Here is a 23551-nt window from a genome sequence, read left to right as displayed (position 1 = left end):
TGCTTATTTTTTTGCAAAAAAATAATGTTGGAAGTGACACCGTAGTGGTGTCACCCCAACATTTATTATAGAGCCGAAATATAATTTTCGGTGATGGCCTTGAGAATTATCCAGACAAAGAGATAACGCCTAAATCGTTTGATATCCTTGTTGCCAATCCCCCCTATTCAGTAAAAGCGTTTAAGCCTCATTTGAAACTATCCAATAATCAATTCGATCTTTTAGAGAAAATTTCAAATGATGGTTCAGAAATTGAAACATTATTTGTGGAAAGAATATCGCAACTATTAAAACCAAATGGTGTTGCTGCAGTTGTTCTACCAAGTAGTATATTAAATAAAGAAAATGAAAGCTTTATTACTGCCCGTGAATCACTTCTTAAAAACTTTAATATGATTGCTATCGCAACATTAGGAAGTAAAACTTTTGGAGCCACTGGTACAAACACAGTGATTCTTTTCTTACAGAAATTCAATGAACCACCCAAACGAACAGATATGGTATTAGATAGTGTTGAAGCCATACTTTCCAGAACAGATACTACTGGTTGGGAAGATGCATCTATTTTAAGAGAATATCTAAAGAAAATAGGTGTAACGAAGGATACTTACAATACATTCTTATCCAAAAACGAAGACTATGCGTTCTGGAAAGACGATAATTACTTCTGTCAGCATTACAATGAATTTGTGAATTCAACCGATTACAATAAGAAGCGTACGCAGAAAACATTCTTGAATTTATCCGAAGTAGAACAGAAACAATGGTTTAATCAAAAATTCTATGAATATGCTTTTTCTGTTGAACAAGAAAAATTATTCTATTATTCATTAGTTTACAAACAAGATACATTGATTATCTCAGCTCCAGATGAAAACAAGGAACAAGAAAAATTCTTAGGCTATAAATGGAGCAATAGAAAAGGACAGGAAGGAATTCAGATAATAAAGGCAGGCGGATGTTTATATAATGCATCTGATCGAGGAGATAATAATTCTATAGCGGGTCTGGTTAGAAATGCTTTCTCTAAGGAAGATACATTTGATGTTGAAGAATTGGATACCTACTATTATCGCTTGAGATTACAAGATATGCTTGATTTTTCCGGAACTTCATTTAATAAGTCTATAAAAACCACTCCGACAAGAGTGTTAAAAGATATTCCAGGACTTAAAAATTATAAATTATCCGATAAAAACTTCTTTGACTTAAGTATTGGAAATCGAGTTCTCTCTGGTGAAGTAGTTGAGAATGGCAGTACCCCTATCTACAGTGCTAACGTATTTGAGGAGTTTGGACGAATTAATAAACAGAATATAACTGACTTTTCTATGCCCTCTATTCTATGGGGTATTGATGGGGATTGGATGGTAAATATTATGCCAGCTAATAAACCATTCTATCCAACAGACCATTGTGGTGTTTTGCGCATAAAAACAGATGATATTTTACCTAAATATATGGCACTAGCGCTTCAAGTAGAAGGAGAATTTGAAAGATTTTCTCGTAGCAATAGAGCATCTACACAGAGAATCGCAAATTTAATCATTCAAGTTCCATCTATAGGTGAGCAACAAAAAATTGTTGGTGAGATTGAAGCTATTGATAAGAAAATTGCTGATGAGCAAACCATAATAATAGAACAATCTGAGAAGGTTAAATCCAAATTTGCCGAAATGTTTGGATTGTCTAACTTAGCTCCACTTTCCAGAATTGCTACTGTAGAAATGGGCCAGTCACCAAGTGGAAATAGCTATAATAATGACGGCAACGGAATGATATTCCATCAAGGTAAAATTGCTTTTGGAAGTCTATATATAAATGATTCGGGAGTGTGGACAACAAACCCAATTAAAATTGCCGAGGTAAATGATGTATTAATGTCTGTTCGCGCCCCAGTTGGAGATACCAATATTACATTAAAACAATGTTGCATCGGCAGAGGACTCGCTAGTATAAGAGTAATAAATGGTAAAGCTACACCTACGTTCTTAATCTATTCAATTAGAAGTGTTGAAGGAGATATTTTAGGAAAAACAGGAGTTTCATTTGACTCTATTGGAAAAGATGGAATACTATCCTTACGTATTCCAGTTGCTAGTATAGAAGAGCAGAATCAATTTACCGACTATGCATTATCCTGCGACAAATTGAAATTTGAAGCGCAAGAAAGATTAAAAGAACTAAATAGAACACGCGAAGAACTAATAGACAAACACTTTAGATAAAAAATGCCTAATATTACCTGTATTCCTTTTCAAAAACACTTTAAGGAGGTTTTGTTATGAAAAAGAAATTGATAAATACCATCGAACAGGGAATGTTAGGCATTTTAAATAATGAACAACTTGCAAAATTACATGAAGTTTTGGAAGCTAGCTTTGCATTGCTCACAAAAGACAGCGGAGACACTCAGCAATCTAATGATGAACTTTTAAAATTATTTCTATCAGCAAAACAGGTAGAAGGCTGTTCAGAAAAAACGCTAAAATATTACAGAACTACTCTATCTAAGATGATCACGAAAATAAACAAATCTATAAGGCAAGTAGAAACTAATGACATTAGAAGCTATATTTCTAATTATGAAAATATAAGCAATGCCGGAAAAGTGACGCTTGATAATATCAGAAGAATCATATCAAGCTTTTTTGCTTGGCTTGAAGATGAGAATTATATTGTAAAAAGCCCTGCAAGAAGAATCCATAAGATTAGAACAGGTAAGACCGTTAAAGATGTGTATTCTGATGAAGAATTAGAACAAATGAGAGACAGTTGTACTAATTCGCGTGACCTTGCCATTATTGATATTCTTGCTTCCACCGGTATTCGTGTGGGAGAATTGGTTAATCTTAATATAAATGATGTTGATTTTGAAAAACGTGAATGTGTAGTTTTGGGTAAAGGAAATAAACAGAGAAAGGTATATTTTGATGCAAGAACAAAAATACACTTGTATGAGTATGTTGCCAATAGACATGATAAAACTAATGCTCTGTTTGTATCTTTGAATAACCCACATAATAGACTATCAATACGAGGCATAGAAACTATTTTGCATAAAATTGGATCTAATTTAAAGTCTACAAAAGTGCATCCCCACAAATTCAGACGGACATTAGCTACAAAAGCTATTGATAAAGGAATGCCTATAGAGCAAGTTCAAGTATTATTAGGTCACTCGCAAATTGACACAACACTTAGATATGCAATGGTAAATCAGAATAATGTAAAAGCTTCACATCATAAGTATATAGGCTGATTCAAATCCAAATTTGATGCTAAAAAAAGAATTGCTATTCTCATAGCTGAAAGGAATTCATTGATAGATAAATATTTAAGATAAAATCCAAATTTGCCGAAATGTTTGGGGATTTATATCAATATAAGGTTATTCCTTTTGAAACTACTACCACTTATTTTGAGGATGGTGATTGGATTGAAACAAAAGATCAATCGAATGAAGGAATTAGATTATTGCAAGTCGGAAATATCGGTGATGGATTTTATGTTGATAAGCTGAAATCAGCAAAATATATATCATCAGAAACTTTTGACAGATTACATTGTAAGGAAGTATTTACTGGAGATGTACTAATATCACGATTACCATTACCAGTAGGCAGAGCTTGCATAATACCAGATGTCACTAATCGCATGATAACCGCTGTAGACTGTACTATTGTAAGATTTGATTCAAGTATTCTAAATAAGTACTATTTCTTGGAAATGACACATACAGATTATTGGAATAATCAAATGAAACAAATCATTACGGGTATTTCTAGAGATAGAATTAGTCGTAGTAACTTAGGAACTGTAGCTACGCCATTACCTAATATAGAATTACAGAATCAATTTGCTAATTTTGTAGAGACTTGCGACAAATTGAAATTTGAAGGTGAAATATATATCGTAATGATTTGGTGAAATAAAAAAGCTGTTACCATAATGGTAACAGCTTGCTGTGGCGGAGAGGGTGGGATTCGAACCCACGGCCCCTTGCGGAGTCACTGGTTTTCAAGACCAGCTCCTTAAACCACTCGGACACCTCTCCAAATATAAAAACTAGTTATAGTCTATCATTGAACTAGACCTTTTGTCAATCAGAATATGATGCATACTTGTGGTGCTTATGTTAGAGGTGCTTTTGTTCAAGTATTCTGGAGGATAAGCTGCTATGAGATCAGTCTGAACTATTGTATGGTCATGATAGAATTATGCTATGAAATCAGTCAAAGTAGAGTGAAAGAATACTGGTGTGAAACTAGGTGATATATGTTATAATTTTATGCAGATTATATTGTATAAATAGGTTTGTAGTATTCCATAGGAGGTATTACATGAAAAAAGGGTTTACTCTTACACAAACAGGTATACTGCTGACTTTGTGGTTAACGTTTTTATTAAGTTTTGTCATGCGCTTGTCATGGTCATCGCTGATGCCAATTGTAAATGAAGCATTGCATTTTACAGCACAGCAAGGAACGTCCTATTTGACGGCGTTTTACTTTGGTTATGCATTGACCGTATTGCCAGGTGGATTATTAGCAGATCGATTTGGCTATCGTAAATCCATTCTAGGAAGTTTAGTGGCTATGGCCATTGTAACGGGGCTTATGAGTACTGTCCAAAGTTATGAATATGGCTTAGTATTGCGTTTCTTATTAGGTATTGTATCAGGCCCTGTGCAATCTGCTTGTTTGAAAGCCATTGGAGAGCATTTCAGTGCAGAACAACGTGGTACCGCAGTAGGTATTTTTATGAGTTGTACATCCTTTGGGATTACCGTGGTCAACGGATATGCACCATTTGTGGCTGTCCACTACGGATGGCAAATGGCATTTTTGATTACTGCTTTATTGCCATTACTAGTATTCTTTTTAGCGTTGTTCACGGTGAAAGAAGTGCAAGCTTTCAGAAAGAACCACACTGTAGAAATACAGGGAACAGAGCAATCGTCTATGTCGTTAGCACAGAGTTTGAAGTTTGTGGGAACGAATCGGAACATTTTATTGTTAGCAGTGATGGGATTTTTCGCAACAGGTACCACCTGGGGCGTTACCACCTGGGCTAACTTATATTTGGTGAAACAATTACATGTGACACCTATCTTTGCAGGTGCTATTATGAGTATTTATGGTATTGCGGCAGTGATTGCCAAACCGACTATCGGATTCATTTCAGATAGAATTTCTTTACCACGAAACTATTTGGCAGCCATCGTTATGTTTTTATTCTCGCCAGCCTTGCTAATTTTTGCCAATACAAGCAATCCAGATATGTTATACATTACAGCCCCCCTATTAGGTATGGGCGCGTTTATGTATAGCCCATTAACCAATGCTATCATTATCCAGGCAGCACCACCAGAACTAAGAGGTACCACAGCAGGATTCGTAAATCTATTTAACCAAATTGGTGCACTCACAGCACCTATCATTTTGTCCACAGTATTGACAGCTACTGGTAATTACCAAACAGCCTTAATGGCATTGTCCATTTCCCCAATCATCGGAGCGATTTTACTGTCATTAATTCGACTAAAATAAGAATATACGCTTTTATGAGTTATTCCTTATAACTTTGAGGAACATAATATAAAAGTGCATATTATAGAATTAAGTATAGAATAAAAATTTTACGTATCTTATGTACATGAAAGAAAATGTATTTTAAAAGATTTTGAGATAATGCTAATTGCAGCTCTTGAGTTCTAAGGAGATATATTACAAGAAGAATGCAGCATATTCTAAAGTAAACATAGTATACCCCTCCGTAGAAACGCAGTGGTAGGATATACTCTTGTAGGTGTTCTTTTGCTACTTTAGGATACAGTAAGAAATGCGTGGCATATATATTGAAGGTGGCGTATGTTTATAAGCGATTTTGTTTACCAAGATTAGACTAAGCCGAAAGAGCACGGTATATCCCACATACAGTGGCGTTTGCATTTACCCGAATTATGCTAATCCTAGAAGAACGTGGCATGCCTCGGAGCAAACCTAACGGAGTATCAGTTTGTGGAGAGGTGTGCCACGGTCTTCCCTTTGCTAAGCAAGGCAGAAATGAAGGGAATAACTTTGTGCCCTGCTCTTCGATTTAGAACCTATGCTGTGCTTTCAGTGTGCGTTAATGTTGCCAAAGAACACCATAAGATATCATCGTGACGCAAGTTTCATTTGCGAAGATTGGAATTTTGTGAGACAATAAGAGTAAAGAAAAGGAATTTTCAAGTCTATGTCGAATTCTAGTGATATAGACAAGTTACATAGTAGCACAGTAACAATTCGGAGGAGGTCTTACTATGGTGGAATATAAAAAAATAATTGTTCCTGCAGATGGATCGGAAAATGGTAAAAGAGCATTAGAACATGCATTGGCAATTGTAAAACGTAATGATGCGGAATTGATTTTGGTGCATGTAGCGAATATTGTATCCGCAATTTCTAACTTTGACCAAACTCCAATCAGTGGTGGTTATGTATCTGAACAAATTGCAGAAGATATGGAAGAAACTGGTAAAAAAATCTTAAGCGAAGTAGCAGAAGATGTACCAGCAGATATGAAAGTAAAATGCGTCTTTGAAGTAGGTTCTCCTGGACCTGCAGTATTAGCAGTAGCTAAAAAGTATGATGCAGACTTAATTGTTATGGGGAGCCGTGGATTAGGCCCTTTGAAAGGGTTGTTTATGGGTAGTGTAAGTAGTTATGTAACTAGTCATTCCACATGTCCAGTATTAATTGTTAAATAATAGGATACAAGGCTTTGTTCTCTGAGCAAAGCCTTTTTCTATGGAGATATATATGAGTATAAAACATATACGTTGGTTACATGAAGAACTTGAGCAGTGGCGCGAGGAAGGTCTCATTTCAGAGGAACAAAGCCGTCAGCTACAAGCCAAGTATGGATTTATTCCTAAAGCGGGGCCATCTTGGACGCGACTGATCACCGTGTTAGGGGGCGCTGCGCTCATTTTACTAGGAATTATTTTGCTCTTTGCTGGGTATTGGTATGGATTTTCCCCCAATGGACGCTTTGATTGGGCATTAGTCATCCTACTGCTAGCAATCACCATTGTAGGGGGCGGTGTATGGAAAGCCAAGCCAGCTAGCATGATTGCGGAAGCAATTACCGTTATCTATATGGGGATATTAACGACGTCTACCTTATTAGTGGCAGATACCTATTATACAGGGGAGCACATGGGTCTATATGTGCTCATTATCCTGTGTTGTTCTTTGCCTATCATTTATATCCTTGATTCCGCATTGGGTATGATATTGTACCTCATTGGTGTCTTGGGATGGAGCTTTTCTAATCATCCTTTAAATGCATGGGTAGGGCCAGCTGCCGTAGGAGGCCTTTTACTAGTAGCAGTTCCATACTACATTCGTCGTTTTGGTAACTATAAACAGGTGAAAGATCCTTTATTAGTATCCGTATCATGGGCATTTGTAGGTGCGATTTTTGGAGAAGTATTTTTCACTTTATCCACCTATGAGCCGCAAATGAATCTATTTTTTATCAGTGTACTGGGTGCTGTCACGTATGGATTAGGCACATTGGAAAAGAAAATAACCCTCTTAGCATTACCGTGTAAGGGGGTAGGGGCCATTGCTTTATTGTACACCATTGTGGAAGGGACATACCTTAGCACGTGGGTTCGCATTGGTGAAAGCACCATGGCATGGTGGTTATGGTGTTGCATGTTGTTAAGCCTTGGTATAGCTTTCCTCGTATTGCGTCGCTTAGTGTTGGCAAAGCGGATTGAAAGTGCTATCGGCTTAATTCCTTTTGTAATCTTTGGATGTTATGTGGTTACTGTCTCTGGGTCGACTCCTATTTTGACATCCATCCTATTTAATGCGTATATCTTTGTGGCTGCGTTAGTGACTTTCATTCGTGGTACCTTGGTGAAAAAGGTGAGTTTTCTCAATAGCAGCATATTAACCTTGATTGCTATGTTTGGAGCACGCTTCTTTGATCCTAGTTTTACGTTCATCGAACGAGGCGTGTCGTTCTTAGTACTGGGCATCATTGTACTTGGTATTAATGCTATTTATTTATGGCGTAAAGGAAAACAACGTGCTACGATGAATCAACGTGTTCGACAAGCTCGTCGACAAGTAGTTGATGTGGCGACTATAGAGGAACAAGCTGTATCAGAGGAAACAAAAGGTGTAGAACCTACAGCAACGGTAAAGGAGGAAGAACGATGAAATATCAAAAATGGATTTTCTTTGCTCTTGCTGCTATCGTTGCCTTGCTAAGTCAATTCTACATTCAACAACGATATACGACCTTACTACAAGGTGGGGCTGAATACCAATGGCCTGTGAAAGTAAACCGTCACATCGGTTGGGTGCCTTCGGACTATTTAGAAGTGGAATTTCTTGGATCCTATGCCAATTGGGAAGGTAAAGAGACCCCAGAAGTAGGTCATGAGGTATATGTTATTGTCACACCTAAACAGTCCGGTGTGTTACAAGTGGTATCAGCCACAGATGAAACCCCGAAGGATCAAGAGTACATTCGTGCTAATGTAAAACGATTTGACCATGGTGTAGTGGAGTTTGCGATCCCTTTCAATCGTGTCAAAGTAGACCTTAGTAAAGTGGATAAAAAATTCTATACGAATTATCGTGGTACTTTGATTGGTACTATGAAATTACATGATGGATATGGGGTAGTTACTGGTGTGTATGCCAAAGGTGTACCCTTAGAATTAGCCACACCAGAGAGCGTCGTAGATCAAGAAAAAGATTCTCGAGTTCTTTTGGAAAAAATTGGTGATACAGAACAGGAAAAAGATGATATAATAGTAATACCGAACTCTAACTAGAGAGGTCGAATACTACTATATGATAGCGAGGTTAAGATGGAAACAAATCAACAAGAGTTGGAAACACAATTGTTAGCTGAACTATTTAAGGTCCTAGGGGATCCAACGCGGTTGCGTATTGTTAGACATCTGCTTCAGAAAGAAATGTGTGTGACTGAAATTGCAGATGCTATGGATATGGGCCAATCAGCTATATCTCATCAGTTGCGGGTGTTGCGTCAAGCAAGACTAGTAACATTTAGAAAAGAAGGAAAAACAGCTTGGTATCGCTTAAATGATGACCATGTGATTGTTCTTATTCGTCAAGGATTAGAACACGTGGGACATCAATAAGTACAGAGCATGTAGGAGGGTTGCGAAAGCAACCCTTTTTGCATGTAAAAAAACTATCTAGCAATGTATTGTTACATTGTTAGATAGGCTTTCTAGAGTTTTATGCTTGTATGAGAAAATAGGGTATCGCATAGTTTTTATGTAGTGGTATTGATTTAGACTATTGTCTGCTATATAGTTACATAGCAGACCTAGCATGTACCTGTATAGGTCCATCTGGTTACTATCTCAAGCGAATTGACATACCAATCTGTTAGCTATAAGGGGAATACATAGTATGCCAATAATATAGCTAGAGGCATTGTAAAAGAAGAAAGAACTGTAGTGGCTAATACAATTTGTGTAGCCAGCTCTGGATTGTTGTTCATTTCCACTGCCATGAGGGCGGTGTTTACCGCAGATGGAACTGCGTAAGCAATGATGATGCTTTGGGCAGCGATAGCACTTAATGGTGTATAATACATTGTCACAGGCAATACTACGATAAGTGCTAATACAGGGCCTGCAATTAACCGCAAGAAAGAAGTAATCATCACATCTTTTTTGATGAAGTTCCAAGGAGTTCGATTCAACTGTACTCCTAGAGTCAGCATGGCTGCACCAACAAAACAACGACCGAATATATCTAAAGGCCCCCATATAATGGTTTGCGTGAAATCGATAGGAATGTAGTAATGAGCGATGATAGATATGGGGACACAATATATAATAGGAATATGTAGAATGGTACGCAAAGATTCTGCGGTGGTTAACTTTCCTTTGCCAGCTTGGTAGAATCCTAAGGAGTTACAGAATACAGTTTGGATAATAAAGGTGGCAATGATAGCGATGACCCCATCATGTAAATAGGGAGTAGCTCCATCAATGATGTACGGTTCGTTGGCAAAGACGAAAGTTCCTAGGGCTACTCCTAAGTTACCAATATTGGAAAACATCACTGCATTACGAACGATTTCTGTTTTTCCTAAATTATAACCTTGCCATTTAGCGACGATGCCAGCTAGGGCGGAGTTAGCAAATAAAATGATGAGAGCGCAGCCAAAAATTTCGAAACTTTCATGGGTTAAATCGGTGACATAAAAGGATTTTAGAATGTAGGCTGGTAAAAATAAATAAAAGTTTAGTTTGCTTAGTGTTCGTAAATCGAGGTGAAACCATCGATCTAATAAGACCCCCATAAGTGTGAGTAATAGGATGGGGACGATACTGGTAAGAATGATGTGTAAAAATAAATCCATAGTGGATAACCTCCTTAGGTTGTATAGGTGTCATCTCTATTGTACCACATGAATATAAATCATTTTGCCTAATATTGTTTTTCTAGTATAATGAGAATATGTAGTAAGCTTCTAATTGTATATTATTTAAAAGGGAGGATATCATTATGAAGCGTAATTGGTTAATGGGTTTAGTTATGGCAGGTATGTTAGCATTGGCTGGCTGCGGTGGACAAGGTACTACATCGTCTACAGCACCATCTACAACAGAAACGATTACCGTATCTGCAGCAGCTAGTATGCAAGGGGCTATGGAAGAATTAAAAGCAGACTATGTGAAAAAACATAACTTAAAACCTGAGCAAATCAATGTGGTCTATGCTGGCTCTGGTACTTTACGTCAACAGATTGAAGAAGGCGCACCATCCAGTATCTTTATTTCTGCGAACAAAAAGAATATGGATCAATTAAATGAAAAAGGTTTAATGGATAATATTCGCCCATTCGTAGCAAACACATTGGTCATGATCGTACCTAAAGGAAAAGATGCGGTAACATTAGATAATATTACAAATGCAAAACGCGTAGCTATCGGTACAGTAGAAACAGTGCCAGCTGGTAAATATGCAAAAGAATCCTTAACAAAAGCGAATTTGTGGGATGCAGTAGAACCTAATATTGTATTTGCGAAAGACGTAAAAGCAGTTGGTGCGTACATTGCTGAAGGGGCAGCTGATGTAGGATTTGTGTACAAAACTGATGCCTTAGCATTGAAAGAAAAAGTAGATATTTCTGCTACTGTAGATGCTAAATTACATGCACCGATCGAGTACCCTATCGGCGTAGTGAAAAAGAACCAAAATAAATTGACAGAAGATTTCTATGCGTTCTTAACAAGTAAAGAGGCTAGCGAAGTATTGGCCAAATGGGGCTTCGCTGAACCAACGAAACAATGATAGCTTTACAGTTATCCGTAGAAGTGGCGTTCATCGCCTTATTGATCAATATGGTCATCGGTCTTAGTCTAAATTATGTGATGAAACACTATGCCTTTCCAGGGAAATCCTTGATCGATTCTTTCTTTACGTTGCCCTTGGTATTACCGCCAGTGGTATTGGGCTTTGTGTTGCTCATTATATTTTCTCCAGGCAATGCCTTTGGTGCGTGGTTAGAGGCTCACGGTATTCGAGTGGTGTTCTCTAAGCTAGGCGCCATTATTGCATCCGCCGTGGTCAGCTTTCCCCTCTTCTATCAGTCCGTACGAACAGCGCTGGCTGCTATCGATCGAGATATGGAAGACGTAGCTCGCACCTTGGGGGCCTCCGAGTTTCGAGTGTTCTGGACGATTTCCTTGCCTTTAGCATGGAAAGGGATCCTCAGTGGGTCCATTCTATGTTTTGCGCGTGGACTTGGTGAATTCGGTGCTACTATTTTGATCGCTGGAAATATTCCAGGTGTGACGAGAACTATGCCATTAGCCATTTATTCTCTCGTAGAATTTGGCGATTATAACGGTGCATTTGAATTAGTGATTTATATTTGTATTTTAACATTGGGGCTTGTGTGGGCCATTCAAGGTCTAACCAAAGGTTCCCTCTTCTCAAATCGGTAAGGAGGTACTATGATTTCCTTTGATATCGTCATAGAACGAGGGACTTTTGTTGTGAAAGCCCAAGGTACATTACAAGAAGGTATTACTACATTGATGGGCCCTTCTGGAAGTGGAAAATCTACATTTTTGAAAGCTTTGTGTGGATTGTTGACACCAAAAGAAGGTAGGATTACAGCCAATAATGAGGTATGGTTCGAAAAGGGAACAGGCGTACCTACCCAAGAACGACACATTGGCTATATGCCACAAGGCAATATTGTATTTCCCCATATGACGGTAGAGGAGAATATTCGGTATAGTAAACAAGGTTCTCCAGAGCTATTCGATCATATTGTGGAGCGTTTGCGATTGACACCACATCTTAAGAAGAAAGCCAAAGGCTTATCTGGTGGGGAGCAACAACGGGTGGCCTTAGGACGAGCACTGTACTCCAAACCAGTGTTACTTATCCTAGACGAACCGCTCACGGCCTTAGATGTGAATTTACGTGCCCAGTTGCAACAAGACTTAGTAGCTATTATTTCTGAATGGGCTATCCCCTGCTTGTGGGTCACTCACAGTGAAGAAGAAGCAGCTGCCGTAGGGAATCATCGACTATTGTGTCGTGATGGAGTGATTGCAGAAGAGGTGTAATGGGAACGCAAGTTCAGTGCTTATACAATATAACGGAGATAGGTGAACCTATATTGCAACACTGAGGTGATGACTACCTGGGCAAATGCATAATAGCAAGATAACATAATAACACAATGGAACAATAGAGAAATGTTGATACGTTTTGGTCAACATTTCTCTATTTTATTTTGTTATAGTATATTATGGTAGCTCTATATAATGGTAGAATCACTTTTCAGTATAGTATAACAATAGCAGAGGGTCTTTGTAGTTTTCATGATACATCTATGTAGGTGTAGACTATGGTAATAGTATATGTCTTTTATGATAGTTAAGGGTAAATGTGTTTATTTCTTTACAGTTGTTGCTCATATGAAGTATAATACTACTGATTATGACTATTTTTAAATTACTTAGGCATAGTCAACAGAACTGTCGAAACAATGACAAAGGAGGAACCAAATTCGTACAGGCGAATAGCGCAAGCACTGGAAAGAGACAGCTTTCACAGTGGACGAGGTAGAGGAGTATCGAAATTCAGCGGATGCCTCTCGGCTAGCTTCAGTCGTAGAAGTAGAGCAAAACATCAAGGTAACTAGGTGCACAAAGGCTACTTTCAGAAGCAACAGAAATGAATTAATCAAGGAGGAATATACCATGTGTGGTATCGTAGGATATATTGGATTTGAAAATGCAGCAGATTTTATGCTGGAAGGTTTGGAGAAATTAGAATACCGCGGATATGATTCTGCAGGGATTGCCGTAGTGGGCGAAAATAATGTGATTAAAGTGCAAAAGAAAATGGGCCGTTTGGCGAATTTGGAAGCTGTGGTGAAAGCAGATCCTAACCAAGGTCATATCGGCATCGGTCATACTCGTTGGGCAACGCATGGTCGTCCAAGCGATATGAATGCGCATCCGCACACAAGTGCAGATGGCAAATTTGCCGTAGTGCACAATGGCATCATTGAAAACTACATGCCATTGAAAGAAGAATTGTTGGCAAAAGGTGTTGAATTTACATCTGAAACAGATACAGAAGTAGTAGCTCACTTATTGAGCGATATGTATGATGGCAACTTTGAAAGTACGGTTCGTCGTATGTTAGAACGCATCGAAGGGGGCTACTCTTTAGCGATAGTCTGTGCCGATGAGCCTAATAAAATTATTTGTACGAAAAAAGATAATCCATTGGTAGTGGGCTTAGGAAAAGGTGAAAACTTTATCGCTTCCGATATTCCAGCTATCATTCAACGCACTCGTGAAACATATATCATCAACGACAACGAAGTTGTTATTGTGACACCAGATAGCGTGTCCATTACTGACCGTGCTGGACAACCAGTACAAAAAGATATTTATCATGTCACATGGAATGCAGAAGCAGCTGAAAAAGGTGGCTACGAACATTTCATGTTGAAAGAAATTTACGAACAACCAAAAGCGATTCGTGATACTTTAAGTGGCCGTATTAATAAAGAAGCAACAGAAGTTGTGTATGATGAATTGAACTGGACGCCAGACACGTTGAAAGGTATCAAACGCATCTTGATTACAGCGTGTGGTACAGCGTACCATGCAGGCTTGGTGGCAAAATATTACATTGAGCAATTGGCACGTATTCCAGTAGAGGTAGACATCGCTTCCGAATACCGTTACCGTACACCATTAACAGATGAAGATACATTGTGCATCGTTATCAGCCAATCTGGTGAAACTAGCGATACTTTATCTGCCTTAAAAGAAGCAAAACGCTTAGGCGCTAAATCTTTGGGTATTACCAACGTAGTAGGCTCCGCTGTATCCCGTGAAGCGGATCAAGTCATTTACACTTGGGCAGGTCCTGAAATAGCCGTGGCATCTACAAAAGCGTACACCACACAATTAGTAGCCTTATTGTTATTAGCTGTGTACTTAGGTCAATTGAATGGTCGCATTGATGAAGCGGTAAAACATGAAATTTTGACGAATTTACAAGAATTACCTACATTGACTCATGAAATCTTTGAAAATGTAGATGAAATCAAAGCCTTTGCTAACCATTATGGATATAAAGAAGATGCCTTCTTCTTAGGCCGTTTAATCGACTATGCTGTAGCTATGGAAGGGTCTTTAAAATTGAAAGAAATTTCCTACATCCATGCAGAAGCCTATGCAGGTGGCGAATTGAAACATGGTACCTTAGCATTGATCGAAGAAGGCATTCCTGTCATTGCTTTGGCAACACAAGAGTCTGTACGTGAAAAAATGATGAGCAACATCAAAGAAGTAAAAGCTCGAGATGCCATCGTTATCGGCGTAGGTATGAAAGGTGACGAAGAGTTGGCAAAATATGTTGACCATACCATTTTCGTACCAAAAACTGACGCTTTCACAGTGCCTATTTTAGCCGTTGTACCATTGCAATTGTTGTCATATTATGCAGCTATCACACGCGGTGCTGACGTAGATAAACCAAGAAACTTGGCGAAATCTGTAACTGTAGAATAGGAGATACTATGTCCGTTATTTTTTCTGGAATACAACCGAGCGGTGAGTTGACTATTGGGAATTACCTTGGGGCTCTTCGCAATTTCTTGACATTCCAAGACGACCATGAATGCTTTTACTGTATCGTGAACCAACATGCGATTACAGTGCCACAAGATCCAAAGGACTTAATCCACAATACTCGAAGTCTGGCTGCCTTATATTTGGCAGTAGGCTTGGACCCTAATAAAGTAACTTTGTTTGTGCAATCCGAAGTGCCTGCCCATGCGCAGTTGGGTTGGATTTTAACAACGTTAAGTTCTATCGGCGAGTTAGAGCGTATGACACAGTACAAAGATAAATCGGCGAAACAAGGGGAAACTATCCCAGCTGGTTTGTTGACATATCCACCATTGATGGCGGCGGATATTTTGCTATACCAAACAAATTATGTACCCGTAGGGGATGACCAACGTCAACATATTGAGTTAACTCGTGACTTGGCACAACGTTTTAATTTCAAATATGGCGAAGTCTTTACTATGCCAGAAATTAAAACGACCGTAGGTGGGGCTCGTGTGATGTCCTTGCAAGACCCAACAAAGAAAATGAGTAAGTCTGATGATAATAATTGGGCGACAATCCGCTTGTTGGATGCGCCAGATGTAGTGGTGAAGAAGATTAAGAAAGCTGCTACTGACTCGGAAGGCGTAGTGCGCTACGACAAAGAAAAACAGCCAGGTATTTCCAACTTGATGGGCATTTACAATGCTTTAACAGGAGATTCCTTTGAGGCTATTGAAAGCATGTATGCTGGTAAAAACTATGGAACTTTCAAAGGTGACATTGCAGACCTATTAGTAGGAGCGTTGACACCGATCCATGAACGGTATGCAGAATTAATCGACAGTCCAGAGCTAGATACGATTTTAACAGAAGGTGCTGAAAAAGCAGCCTCTGTGGCGAATGTAACATTGGCTCGTGTAGAAGAAGCTATGGGCCTACGACGTAAGTAATGATGAAGATGTAATGAGATGCTCTCGTGGCGTTTCATTACATCTTTTTGGTATCGTGTTGTAGGAGATATGAAATGCGGGGGGATAAGATGAAAAAATACATAGTATTAGGAATGGTATTGTTTCTAGGATTTTTCCATACAGTGAGTGGAAAAGACTTTAACGATCCACGTTGGCAGACAGTATTTTCTAATGATGGTTTACTCTTAAAACTTGATGTGAATACAGTTTCCTATAATGAAGAATTGGACACAGCTGATGCTTGGATAGCTAGACTTGATACAAACGAAGATCGTCAAGAGATTGTACATTATGTGCTGTATTTTAATGGCGGATTAATAATGGTGAAAGATTCATTGCTCTATAAATCAGAATCTAATGTGGTGGTAGGACGTCGAATCAATGATTATAGTTTTCATTTTAGTGAGTCTGATAGCGGCAAGACAATCTGGGAACTGGTAAAAAAACTAACAGATCGTGATACTAAGGCGAAAGCCTATGAGAAGCGGCAAGCAGAAGAGCTAGAGCAAGCACGAGAAGAGGAGTCAAAAAGACCAATCTTAAGAATCAATTATGGCTTAGAAAATAAACAAGACTAGATATTGCAGATTTATGTAGAAACTAATGTATTAGGAAATAAACATAACTATTTTTCAAGCTGTATATTTGGAGGACCTATGAAACGTGAAGAATTAGAGAACATGTTTCCTTGTGGAACGATTCAAGAAGAAATACATAATTCTACGGTTATGGTATGGGGCTTTCAGCTGTTATATGCAGCCATTGCAGTATGGGGCATCTATCGTAGTGTGCTCCTCTATCGAGAACTGGGGTCAGGGATGAATATTTGGCTTATCCTCTTCGTGATGGTTGCTGGCTACGCCTTGCTTCGCATGTATCAACAAGATGATGTAGAGGTCTATATCGCTACAGAAGGAATTATTTTAAAACGGACACCTATATTGGTGAAAGAAAGGATAGAGCGATTCTTTGCGCCAGATCTGTGTTTAACCTTTGTGCATTATCAAGGCATCATGGGTTTTGGAGAAGACTGGAAAACCTTGTATGTTCAAACAGAAACGGGCAGTATATATATCGTGCCTATTAGCTTACAGTTTTTGAGTCATCAAGATAAAATGAAAGTACTAGATAGATTAAGCAGATATAAAGATATATGAATGGGGCTATAAAAACCACTTGGCAAGTTGCTGGGTGGTTCTTTTTATTTATTTCTGAAAATATTCACTGTTAGGAAATTTTAGAGGAAAGATAAGCTTCAAGGAGAAGTGCAACTATATGGTGGGAGGTATATCTACCGACCTAGTACGTAATTGTGGTATAATTTTGATAAGAATGAAAGTGAGGCGTTGTATGCGTATTAAATCATTCGATGAACTGACCATTCAGGACAATTTTATCTTTCAAAAGGTCATGCTAAAGAAACCCATTTGTAAGGCAGTATTGGAACGGTTGCTAGATATTTCTATCAAGGACATCGTCTACATTCAGGAGGAGAAAACTCTGGATGTAAGCTTGGAAACGAAAAGTGTTCGTTTAGATGTCTATGTGAATGATGACAGAGGAACTGTATTCAATATCGAGATGCAAACCAGTAAGGATATGGAAGAACTGGTAAAGCGAACACGCTTTTACCAAAGTATTTTGGATATGTATCATTTACAAAAAGGGCAGAAGTACATGACATTAAATGATTCGTATATTATTTTTATTTGTACATTCCCTGTGTTTATTGGAAATCGTCATAAGTACACGTTCAAAAATGTTTGTATGGAAGAACAAGATATTCTATTGAACGATGGGGCTACAAAATTGTTTTTAAGTACAAAGGGTAAAATGAATGATATTTCGAAGCCGTTGCAACGGTTCTTAGATTATGTGGATGGTCATGCTGCATCGGATGAGTTACTACGAGAAATTGAAAGTGCCGTAGATGAAGCAAAACATTGTGAGACTTGGAGGGAGGAATATTCAATGCTATCAATGGATCATTATATATATTGGAAAGAAGGCGTGGCTGAGGGCCGGGCAGAAGGTAAAGCTGAGGTTGTCATTCAGATGTTGCGTAAGCATTTGTCCTTAGAAATGATTGCAGAAGTCACTAACTTTACTGTAGAAGAAGTAAAGGATATTGCGAAAGAGCATGCATTGATATAAAACATATTGGTAAAGAGAAAATCAGCGATATGGTGAGTACTTAACTTACTATATCGCTTTTGTTTTGATAGTTAGCTGTTGGGGGGTGTCAGTATAAATTACTTTCATAATACATGATAAAATTTTTGCAATTTATCTCTTTACAACTTTAATTAACTAAAGTATAATGTAATCATGAAATAGAGATTACATATCTGTAGAGAGGAGAAAGTACTATGAATTGGTTACAAAAATGTTCTAAAACGGTATTAGCAGCGGCTAGTGTATTGGTAATTGTGGGGTTAGTAGCAGGTTGTGGAGCATCTACGAAGCAGGCGAACACAGAGGTGCCGAAGAAAATTGTCATCGGTTTAGATGATAACTTCCCTCCTATGGGATTTAAAGATGAAAAAGGTGAACTCGTAGGTTTTGATATCGATCTTGCTAAAGAAGTGGCAAAGCGTATTGGTTCTGAAGTGGAATTTAAATCCATCGATTGGGATAGTAAAGAAGCAGAACTAAAATCTAAACGTATTGATGTGTTGTGGAATGGGTTAACCATTACGAAGGAACGGGAGCGCAACATCTTGTTCTCTAAACCATATCTTCGTGGGGACCAAATTATTGCCGTAAAATCTGATGCTGGTATTGCTGACAAATCCCAACTTGATGGCAAACGTGTAGGTGTACAATCAGGCTCTACTGGTTTAGAAGCGGTAAAAAATGATCCACAATCTAAGAATTTTAAAGAAATCAAAGAATATGGCGATTATGTAAACGCTTTTATGGACCTTGAATTAGGTCGTATCGATGCCATCGTGGTGGATGAAATGGTAGGTCGTTATTTAATCGGCAAAAAAGGCAATAATGTGTTCACCGTAGCCAATGGTTCCTTCGCCTCTGAAAAAGTTGGTGTAGGTATGCGTAAGGAAGATGAAGCGTTGAAAGCTAAAATCGACGCTGCTTTACAAGAAGTAATGAATGATGGTACGGCTGATAAATTAGCACAAAAATGGTTTGGTAGCACATCTATCTTGACGAAAGAGGAGTATAAATAAACATGGACGTATTGGAGTATATGTTACAGATAGCCCCAGCTATTGCTGGCGGATTCCAAGTGACCTTGTCCTTGTTCTTCATCGTCATCATCTTGTCGGTGCCAGGAGGATTGCTCTTGGCACTACTCCGGTTGAGCACAAACCGAGTGGTGACAACCATCGTGGATGCCTACGTGTATGTCATGCGAGGTACACCGTTGATGTTACAAATTTTGCTCATCTATTACGGTTTACCATTCATGATTGATGGCTTTGAACTGACGGATATGACAGCAGCAGTGCTATCCTTCGTATTGAATTATATTGCCTACTTATGTGAAATTTTCCGTAGTGGTATCCAATCGATTCCAAAAGGACAATATGAAGGGGCTAAGGTATTAGGCTTTACTTATGTACAGACGATGTACAAAATTATTTTGCCGCAGGTTATCAAACGTGTGTTGCCGCCATTGGCAAATGAAACGATTACATTACTGAAAGATACGTCCTTGGTGTACGTATTAGCTATGAATGATATCTTGCGAATCACTCGTAGCATTGTACAACGTGATTTTGACATTACAGCTTTCATCGTAGCTGGTGTATTCTACTTGGCTATGACATTTGTGTTGACGAAACTGTATCAATATTTAGAACGCCGTATGGCGATTTACGAAGATTAGGAGGGAACTATGGCTTTCATAGACATGTTACATATTGAAAAGAGCTATAGCTCAGTGGCAGTCTTGCAAGATGTGTCACTATCCATGGAACGGGGCGAAGTGGTGTCGATCATCGGTCCCTCTGGATCAGGTAAATCCACTTTTCTTCGTTGTTTGGGACAATTGGAAACTATTCAAAAAGGGACCATCACTGTCGATGGAGCGACCTTAGTGGACACGCCGGCTAACACAGGGTCGGCAGTGTACGTAGGAAAAGAAGAGCAGCAACAAATTTTGCTGAAAATGGGCATGGTGTTCCAATCCTTTAACCTCTTTCCTCACATGACGGTGTTAGAAAATATCATGGTCGCACCCCGTATGGTAAAAGGTATGAAAGACGTAGATATTTTACCTATCGCTCGGTCCTTGCTAGAAAAAGTAGGCCTTTGGGATAAACGAGATGTGTACCCTAGCACCTTATCGGGTGGACAAAAGCAAAGGGTGGCTATTGCTAGAGCACTAGCGATGAAACCTGAAATCATGCTCTTCGATGAACCAACGTCCGCCTTGGACCCAGAGTTCACCAGCGAAGTATTACGGACCATCAAAGAACTAGCAGAGGAAGACATGACCATGATCATCGTCACCCATGAAATGGCATTCGCCCGTGAAGTAGCAGATAGAGTCATCTTTATGACAGACGGCAAAATCCAAGAAGAAGGAACACCAGAACAAGTCTTTGGGAATCCACAAAACCCAAGAACACAAGTATTCCTAAACTCTATGTTGAGAGTGTAAGGTTCAAACATTATAAACGCACCAAAACTCCATGCTACGAGTTTTGGTATCAAATAATATAAAGTAAATGCGACATAACTAGGCACAAACCGTATTATATAGTTTGTACCAGATATGTCGCATTTTTGTGCACAAACACCCTTGCCTTATACTTACTTCCTCATAGAATACAGGCAACTAAATGCGCAATGTCATTTTGTATAGTTCTTCCCTCATATACCGATGATCATACACAATCGTATAGGCGGACCCAAAGTAGATGATTGCCTTTGACTGATACATAGACATTGCTAGTAGAGTGAATGTGAGTAGGCGGTTGTTAATCAGTTAATGAATACAGTTTATAAGAATGCGGTGTACTTCCGAAGAAACATTACGTAGTGCCGTTTCTGAGGGAGTGCACCGCATTCTGCCATTTTGGAGATTCACACCAAAAATGCCTACTCATGAACGACTAAAGACCCCTCAGTCAAAGGCGAACATAAATTGCCAATCCGCCATGAGATTGTGTATAATAAGAGGTATGTATAATCCGATTGTAATGGGAAATGAGGAATGACGATGCGAATTGATGGTCGTAGTTTAAAAGAAATACGCCCTGTGAAAATTACTAGGCATTACACTGCCTATGCAGAGGGATCTGTACTAATTGAATGTGGCAATACAAAAGTCCTTTGTACGGCTAGCGTTGAGGATCGCGTTCCCCGCTTTTTGAAAGGCACTGGTACAGGCTGGGTGACAGCAGAATATTCCTTGTTACCACGAGCTACACATACTCGTGTACCTAGAGAGGCAGCCAAAGGTAAACAGACAGGTCGCACCGTGGAAATCCAACGTTTGATTGGTCGTGCCTTGCGAGCTGTTGTAGACTTAGAAGCTTTAGGCGAAGTATCGATTACGGTAGACTGTGATGTACTACAAGCTGATGGTGGCACTCGCACAGCTTCTATTACAGGGGCTTTTGTGGCTTTAGTAGATGCTATCTATTCTATGTACGATGGATATGGTAAGTTTCCTGTAACGGACTATTTAGCAGCTATTTCTATGGGAATTGGTGAAGATGGTCCTATGCTAGACTTGTGCTATGAAGAAGATAGTGCAGCCATTGTGGATATGAATGTGGTTTGTACCGGTAAAGGCCAATTAGTAGAAGTGCAAGGAACAGGTGAACATGGGACTTTCACAAGAAATGAGTTGAATAGCCTATTAGATTTAGGTGAAGCTGGTACACAACAACTAATGGCAGTACAACGTGAAGCATTAGGTGAAATTGGACATATGGTGGGTCATGAAAATGCACCGAAAGCAGTGGTATTAGCCACACGGAATAAAGGAAAAATTCGAGAGTTTACCGCAGCCTTTGAAGAATTAGGCTTTGAAGTGCGTACGATAGATGACGTTGTAGATATTGACGAACCAGAAGAAATTGGCACTACCTTTATGGAAAATGCAGAACTGAAGGCTTTATACTATGCAGAGGCTTGTGGTTTACCTTGTGTGGCAGATGATTCTGGCTTAGAAGTAGATGCCTTAGGCGGTGCACCAGGTGTATATTCTGCGCGCTATGCAGGACTGCATCGCAGTGATGAAGATAATAATCGGCGATTAGTGGCGGAATTGGTGGATGTTACTCCAAGTGATAGAACAGCACGTTATCAATGTGCTCTTGTATGGGCTACACCGGATGGACAATGTGTTCGAGCTACAGGCACTTGTGAAGGACTTATTCAGTTAAGCCCAATGGGAAAAGGTGGATTCGGTTACGATCCATACTTTTACATTCCAAAATTAAAAACGACGATGGCCAATATTTCTATGGAACAAAAACAAGCTATTAGCCATCGAGGTAAGGCGCTACGGGCATTGGTGGAGCAATTGCGACACACTATAATTAAGTAATTAATAAAAAAATGAAAATTTTATATCGAAAGTCTTGAATATATTTATTTAATTCGATATAATAATGGTAGGTATTATAAGGAAGGCAGATATTAAGTTATGGATACATCTGTAAAATCAAATAAAATGAAACTCTATGGGTTTAACAATTTAACGAAAACCTTGAGTTTTAATATTTATGATATTTGTTATACGCGTACAGAAGAAGAAAAACGCCAATATATTGAATACATTGACGAAGTTTACAATGCACAGCGCCTGACTGATATTTTAACAGAGGTTTCACATATTATCGGAGCCAATGTGTTGAATGTGGCAAAGCAAGACTATGATCCACAAGGGGCAAGCGTAACCATTCTGATTTCGGAAGAACCTGTTGATAAAGTAGATAAAGATGATGTGGTGATGCATCTCGATAAATCTCATTTGACGGTTCATACCTACCCTGAAAGCCATCCAGACAATGGAGTTAGTACATTCCGTGCAGATATTGACGTGTCCACATGTGGTCAAATCTCTCCGCTCAACGCATTAAACTATCTCATCGATAGCTTTGATTCCGATATCATTAGCTTAGATTACAGAGTGCGTGGATTCACTCGTGATATTCATGGTAAAAAATTATTCATGGATCACCGCATGAACTCCATCCAAAATTACATCAATTCTAGAACTCGTAATCTTTACAATATGATCGATGTGAATGTGTATCAAGAAAATATTTTCCATACCAAAATGATGCTGAAAGAGTACGACATTAATAATTATTTGTTTGGTATTACCGAAGAAGATTTGACGCTAAAAGAGCGCAAACAAATTAACCAACAACTCAAACAAGAGATGGCGGAAATATTCTACGGTAGAAACTTACCATCATTGAAAATCTAGGAGGTT

General features: G+C 38.8%; 22 protein-coding genes, 1 tRNA gene and 1 pseudogene. 22 read left to right on the top strand and 2 right to left on the bottom strand.

Going from position 1 to position 23551, the window contains the following annotated elements; translation table 11 throughout:
* The first annotated feature begins 80 nt into the window (after nucleotides 1-80).
* The 3 genes from EO116_RS06205 (at nucleotide 81) to EO116_RS06195 (ending at nucleotide 3930) form a co-directional block, all read left to right on the top strand.
* A complete protein-coding gene (locus EO116_RS06205; protein ID WP_370447271.1) occupies nucleotides 81-2228 on the top strand; it encodes a restriction endonuclease subunit S in 2148 nt (715 codons plus the stop codon).
* A 56-nt stretch (nucleotides 2229-2284) separates the two neighbouring features.
* Nucleotides 2285-3262, top strand: a complete 978-nt coding sequence (gene xerA, locus EO116_RS06200; protein ID WP_127161099.1) for a site-specific tyrosine recombinase/integron integrase — start codon at nucleotides 2285-2287, stop codon at nucleotides 3260-3262.
* Nucleotides 3263-3363: 101 nt separating this feature from the next.
* Complete coding sequence (locus EO116_RS06195; RefSeq protein WP_127161098.1) at nucleotides 3364-3930, top strand: restriction endonuclease subunit S; 567 nt, start codon at nucleotides 3364-3366, stop codon at nucleotides 3928-3930.
* Nucleotides 3931-3968: 38 nt separating this feature from the next.
* Here EO116_RS06195 and EO116_RS06190 read toward each other — a convergent pair.
* Nucleotides 3969-4057, bottom strand: a tRNA-Ser gene (locus tag EO116_RS06190).
* 286 nt (nucleotides 4058-4343) lie between these two features.
* Here EO116_RS06190 and EO116_RS06185 point away from each other — a divergent pair.
* From EO116_RS06185 to EO116_RS06165, 5 genes are all read left to right on the top strand, one after another.
* The gene (locus EO116_RS06185; RefSeq protein ID WP_127161097.1) at nucleotides 4344-5552 is read left to right on the top strand and encodes an MFS transporter; all 1209 of its coding nucleotides are present in this window, start codon (nucleotides 4344-4346) and stop codon (nucleotides 5550-5552) included.
* Between the two features lie 755 nt (nucleotides 5553-6307).
* Nucleotides 6308-6754, top strand: a complete 447-nt coding sequence (locus tag EO116_RS06180) for a universal stress protein (protein ID WP_127161096.1) — start codon at nucleotides 6308-6310, stop codon at nucleotides 6752-6754.
* A gap of 52 nt (nucleotides 6755-6806) precedes the next feature.
* Nucleotides 6807-8222: a DUF2157 domain-containing protein gene (locus EO116_RS06175; RefSeq protein WP_164726089.1), complete on the top strand. Its 1416-nt coding sequence runs from the start codon at nucleotides 6807-6809 to the stop codon at nucleotides 8220-8222.
* Nucleotides 8219-8845: a hypothetical protein gene (locus tag EO116_RS06170; RefSeq protein ID WP_127161094.1), complete on the top strand. Its 627-nt coding sequence runs from the start codon at nucleotides 8219-8221 to the stop codon at nucleotides 8843-8845. Before EO116_RS06175 ends, EO116_RS06170 begins: the two co-directional genes overlap by 4 nt.
* A 36-nt stretch (nucleotides 8846-8881) precedes the next feature.
* Nucleotides 8882-9178, top strand: coding sequence for a metalloregulator ArsR/SmtB family transcription factor (locus tag EO116_RS06165; RefSeq protein ID WP_126937104.1), 297 nt, complete (start codon nucleotides 8882-8884; stop codon nucleotides 9176-9178).
* Between the two features lie 257 nt (nucleotides 9179-9435).
* Here EO116_RS06165 and EO116_RS06160 read toward each other — a convergent pair whose 3' ends face one another.
* Entirely contained in the window at nucleotides 9436-10416 is a 981-nt protein-coding gene (locus tag EO116_RS06160; RefSeq protein WP_127161093.1) for an AEC family transporter, read from the bottom strand.
* A 146-nt stretch (nucleotides 10417-10562) separates the two neighbouring features.
* Between EO116_RS06160 and modA the strand changes: the two genes are divergently transcribed.
* The 14 genes and pseudogenes from modA to speD all read left to right on the top strand — a co-directional run bounded on the left by modA (nucleotide 10563) and on the right by speD (nucleotide 23545).
* A complete protein-coding gene (gene modA / locus EO116_RS06155; protein ID WP_127161092.1) occupies nucleotides 10563-11351 on the top strand; it encodes a molybdate ABC transporter substrate-binding protein in 789 nt (262 codons plus the stop codon).
* Complete coding sequence (gene modB / locus EO116_RS06150; RefSeq protein WP_127135736.1) at nucleotides 11348-12007, top strand: molybdate ABC transporter permease subunit; 660 nt, start codon at nucleotides 11348-11350, stop codon at nucleotides 12005-12007. The genes modA and modB overlap by 4 nt, the downstream gene beginning before the upstream one ends.
* 9 nt (nucleotides 12008-12016) lie before the next feature.
* Entirely contained in the window at nucleotides 12017-12640 is a 624-nt protein-coding gene (locus tag EO116_RS06145; RefSeq protein ID WP_127161091.1) for an ATP-binding cassette domain-containing protein, read from the top strand.
* A 639-nt stretch (nucleotides 12641-13279) separates the two neighbouring features.
* Entirely contained in the window at nucleotides 13280-15112 is a 1833-nt protein-coding gene (gene glmS, locus EO116_RS06140) for a glutamine--fructose-6-phosphate transaminase (isomerizing) (RefSeq protein ID WP_127161090.1), read from the top strand.
* Nucleotides 15113-15120: 8 nt separating this feature from the next.
* On the top strand, nucleotides 15121-16107 hold the full coding sequence (gene trpS / locus EO116_RS06135) for a tryptophan--tRNA ligase (protein ID WP_127161089.1): 987 nt from the start codon (nucleotides 15121-15123) through the stop codon (nucleotides 16105-16107).
* A gap of 89 nt (nucleotides 16108-16196) precedes the next feature.
* Nucleotides 16197-16706 carry a hypothetical protein gene (locus EO116_RS06130; protein ID WP_127161088.1) on the top strand — a complete coding sequence of 170 codons (510 nt, stop codon included), beginning with the start codon at nucleotides 16197-16199 and terminating at the stop codon, nucleotides 16704-16706.
* Between the two features lie 78 nt (nucleotides 16707-16784).
* Nucleotides 16785-17285: a hypothetical protein gene (locus EO116_RS06125; protein WP_127161087.1), complete on the top strand. Its 501-nt coding sequence runs from the start codon at nucleotides 16785-16787 to the stop codon at nucleotides 17283-17285.
* A 193-nt stretch (nucleotides 17286-17478) separates the two neighbouring features.
* Nucleotides 17479-18282 carry an Rpn family recombination-promoting nuclease/putative transposase gene (locus tag EO116_RS06120; RefSeq protein WP_164726088.1) on the top strand — a complete coding sequence of 268 codons (804 nt, stop codon included), beginning with the start codon at nucleotides 17479-17481 and terminating at the stop codon, nucleotides 18280-18282.
* Nucleotides 18283-18497: 215 nt separating this feature from the next.
* Nucleotides 18498-19319, top strand: coding sequence for an amino acid ABC transporter substrate-binding protein (locus tag EO116_RS06115; protein ID WP_127161085.1), 822 nt, complete (start codon nucleotides 18498-18500; stop codon nucleotides 19317-19319).
* 2 nt (nucleotides 19320-19321) lie between these two features.
* The gene (locus EO116_RS06110) at nucleotides 19322-19981 is read left to right on the top strand and encodes an amino acid ABC transporter permease (protein WP_206168327.1); all 660 of its coding nucleotides are present in this window, start codon (nucleotides 19322-19324) and stop codon (nucleotides 19979-19981) included.
* A gap of 9 nt (nucleotides 19982-19990) precedes the next feature.
* Nucleotides 19991-20758, top strand: coding sequence for an amino acid ABC transporter ATP-binding protein (locus EO116_RS06105; protein ID WP_127161084.1), 768 nt, complete (start codon nucleotides 19991-19993; stop codon nucleotides 20756-20758).
* 561 nt (nucleotides 20759-21319) lie between these two features.
* Nucleotides 21320-22045, top strand: a pseudogene (rph, locus tag EO116_RS08650) (ribonuclease PH); the annotation flags it as partial.
* Complete coding sequence (locus tag EO116_RS08645) at nucleotides 22037-22657, top strand: XTP/dITP diphosphatase (RefSeq protein WP_231723404.1); 621 nt, start codon at nucleotides 22037-22039, stop codon at nucleotides 22655-22657. The pseudogene rph and the gene EO116_RS08645, both read left to right, overlap by 9 nt.
* A gap of 99 nt (nucleotides 22658-22756) precedes the next feature.
* The gene (gene speD, locus EO116_RS06095) at nucleotides 22757-23545 is read left to right on the top strand and encodes an adenosylmethionine decarboxylase (RefSeq protein ID WP_127161083.1); all 789 of its coding nucleotides are present in this window, start codon (nucleotides 22757-22759) and stop codon (nucleotides 23543-23545) included.
* The last annotated feature ends 6 nt before the right edge of the window (nucleotides 23546-23551 follow it).

Source organism: Veillonella sp. VA137, from assembly GCF_003992015.1.
GTDB lineage: Bacteria > Bacillota > Negativicutes > Veillonellales > Veillonellaceae > F0422.
Note: the sequence above shows the minus strand (reverse complement) of the source record. Positions and strands in the feature narration are given on the sequence as shown.

Coding starts and splice junctions, on each gene's coding strand:
- xerA (WP_127161099.1), top strand. CDS start 2,285: ATGAAAAAGAAATTGATAAATACCATCGAACAGGGAATGTTAGGCATT.
- EO116_RS06195 (WP_127161098.1), top strand. CDS start 3,364: ATGTTTGGGGATTTATATCAATATAAGGTTATTCCTTTTGAAACTACT.
- EO116_RS06185 (WP_127161097.1), top strand. CDS start 4,344: ATGAAAAAAGGGTTTACTCTTACACAAACAGGTATACTGCTGACTTTG.
- EO116_RS06180 (WP_127161096.1), top strand. CDS start 6,308: ATGGTGGAATATAAAAAAATAATTGTTCCTGCAGATGGATCGGAAAAT.
- EO116_RS06175 (WP_164726089.1), top strand. CDS start 6,807: ATGAGTATAAAACATATACGTTGGTTACATGAAGAACTTGAGCAGTGG.
- EO116_RS06170 (WP_127161094.1), top strand. CDS start 8,219: ATGAAATATCAAAAATGGATTTTCTTTGCTCTTGCTGCTATCGTTGCC.
- EO116_RS06165 (WP_126937104.1), top strand. CDS start 8,882: ATGGAAACAAATCAACAAGAGTTGGAAACACAATTGTTAGCTGAACTA.
- EO116_RS06160 (WP_127161093.1), bottom strand. CDS start 10,416: ATGGATTTATTTTTACACATCATTCTTACCAGTATCGTCCCCATCCTA.
- modA (WP_127161092.1), top strand. CDS start 10,563: ATGAAGCGTAATTGGTTAATGGGTTTAGTTATGGCAGGTATGTTAGCA.
- modB (WP_127135736.1), top strand. CDS start 11,348: ATGATAGCTTTACAGTTATCCGTAGAAGTGGCGTTCATCGCCTTATTG.
- EO116_RS06145 (WP_127161091.1), top strand. CDS start 12,017: ATGATTTCCTTTGATATCGTCATAGAACGAGGGACTTTTGTTGTGAAA.
- glmS (WP_127161090.1), top strand. CDS start 13,280: ATGTGTGGTATCGTAGGATATATTGGATTTGAAAATGCAGCAGATTTT.
- trpS (WP_127161089.1), top strand. CDS start 15,121: ATGTCCGTTATTTTTTCTGGAATACAACCGAGCGGTGAGTTGACTATT.
- EO116_RS06130 (WP_127161088.1), top strand. CDS start 16,197: ATGAAAAAATACATAGTATTAGGAATGGTATTGTTTCTAGGATTTTTC.
- EO116_RS06125 (WP_127161087.1), top strand. CDS start 16,785: ATGAAACGTGAAGAATTAGAGAACATGTTTCCTTGTGGAACGATTCAA.
- EO116_RS06120 (WP_164726088.1), top strand. CDS start 17,479: ATGCGTATTAAATCATTCGATGAACTGACCATTCAGGACAATTTTATC.
- EO116_RS06115 (WP_127161085.1), top strand. CDS start 18,498: ATGAATTGGTTACAAAAATGTTCTAAAACGGTATTAGCAGCGGCTAGT.
- EO116_RS06110 (WP_206168327.1), top strand. CDS start 19,322: ATGGACGTATTGGAGTATATGTTACAGATAGCCCCAGCTATTGCTGGC.
- EO116_RS06105 (WP_127161084.1), top strand. CDS start 19,991: ATGGCTTTCATAGACATGTTACATATTGAAAAGAGCTATAGCTCAGTG.
- EO116_RS08645 (WP_231723404.1), top strand. CDS start 22,037: ATGGTGGGTCATGAAAATGCACCGAAAGCAGTGGTATTAGCCACACGG.
- speD (WP_127161083.1), top strand. CDS start 22,757: ATGGATACATCTGTAAAATCAAATAAAATGAAACTCTATGGGTTTAAC.